The sequence below is a fragment of the Streptomyces sp. SDr-06 genome (genome assembly GCF_003324565.1).
Lineage (GTDB): Bacteria > Actinomycetota > Actinomycetes > Streptomycetales > Streptomycetaceae > Streptomyces.
The window spans coordinates 1-1,498 of sequence record NZ_QOLA01000069.1; the positions used below are offsets into that span (position 1 = coordinate 1).

Sequence of the window (1,498 nt, forward strand, 5' to 3'; positions counted from 1 at the left end):
ACCTAGACGAATGAGTCCGATGTGTTCAGTGATCGAATGCGATGAGCGACCGGAGAGTCGGGGCGCCAGTCTTGTGGTTTCGCCAGATCGCGGCGGCCATCGCGAGGACACGTTGGGCGACACGGACGGCGACGCCTTCGAAGGTCCGTCCACCGTGGTGTTCCAGGTTCAACTGGCCCTTGAGCGTGTCGTTCACGGACTCGATGAGCTGCCTCACGGACTTCAGTAGTCCTTCGCCCTTGCGCTTCTTCTCCCGCTTGAACGAGGGCCGCAGCAGAGTGACTCCCCGCATCGCGAGGTCGTTCTCGAATTCCTTGGAGGCGAAGCCCTTGTCAGAGATCAGCAGCAGTCCCGGCCGGTCGGCGACCAGGCCGGCGTCGATGTCGAGCATGGCCTGCAGGACCTCTCGCTCGTCCGTCTTCGCGTTGGCGAGCGCCCATAGGATCGGCATGCCGGTTGGGGTGCAGACCAGGTAGAGGCGCAGGCCCCAGAAGTATCGGGAGTGGGAGGCGCAGTACCCGTATCCGGCCCAGCCAGCCATCTCCGACCGCTTCACTGTCGGCCTCGACATACCGCACGGCAACGGAGTGGAGTCGACGATCCAGTGGTTGTCGAACCAGAAGTCCGTATCGACGGCGAGCATTCGTATCGCCTTCTTGACCAGCGGCAACGCGGCCTTGAGACGCTTGTTGTACCCGGACTGCTGCGGAAGGTACGGGAACATCGAGGCCAGGTGCTGGTTCGCGTACCGCAGCCACCGTGCCTCGGAGTGGAACCCCAGCAACGCCTGCGCGACCGCAAGGGTGACCAGCTCCGCGTCACTCAACCGCGGCGGACAGCCCATCCATCGCCCTGTCTCCAGATCGTCGTCGATCTTTACGTACAAGGCGGTGAGCAGTGTGTTCAATTCATCGGGCACACACCAATCCTGAACATCTCGATGAACTCGGGGTGAATCGGCCCATATTGGCTAACATCGGCGGCATGATGACACCCGAAGATCAAGCACTGGCGCTGCTGAGCCTGACCGACCGCACCGCGATCCATGAACTCGTGGACAGGTACGCGAAGGTGTTCGACGACCGCTCCTTCAGCGCGATGCTGCCGACGCTGTTCGTGCCGGACGGCGAGATCGAACTGCCCCCGGGCGGCCATCACGGTCTCGAAGGCATGGATGACTTCCACAAGGACGTGATGAGGCCCTTCGGGCCCACGCAGCACCTCTTTACCAACACGCTCGTCGACATCAATGGCGACCGGGCCACGTTCCAGGCGAACACCCACGTCACGCACACCGTCCTGCAAGAGGACGGCACAACAGATGACAACAACCTGTTCCTTGCCGGTGGCGTGCTGGCCGGCGTCACAGTCCGTACCACGGCTGGATGGCGGTTCCAGACGGTCACGCTTGACGTCATCTGGCGGCAGGGCGACTTCGGCCCACCTGCGCAGTAGAGCGATCGCCCCACCGCTGATTACATCGGACTCATTCGTCTAG

The 1,498-nt window shown here is 62.6% G+C and carries 2 protein-coding genes; one reads left to right on the plus strand and one right to left on the minus strand.

All coding sequences use genetic code 11. From position 1 onward, the window contains the following. Positions 1-25 precede the first annotated feature (25 nt). Positions 26-919: an IS982 family transposase gene (locus DT019_RS38995; protein WP_114041732.1), complete on the minus strand. Its 894-nt coding sequence runs from the start codon at positions 917-919 to the stop codon at positions 26-28. 65 nt (positions 920-984) lie between these two features. Between DT019_RS38995 and DT019_RS39000 the strand changes: the two genes are divergently transcribed. After that, the gene (locus DT019_RS39000) at positions 985-1,455 is read left to right on the plus strand and encodes a nuclear transport factor 2 family protein (protein WP_114041733.1); all 471 of its coding nucleotides are present in this window, start codon (positions 985-987) and stop codon (positions 1,453-1,455) included. The last annotated feature ends 43 nt before the right edge of the window (positions 1,456-1,498 follow it).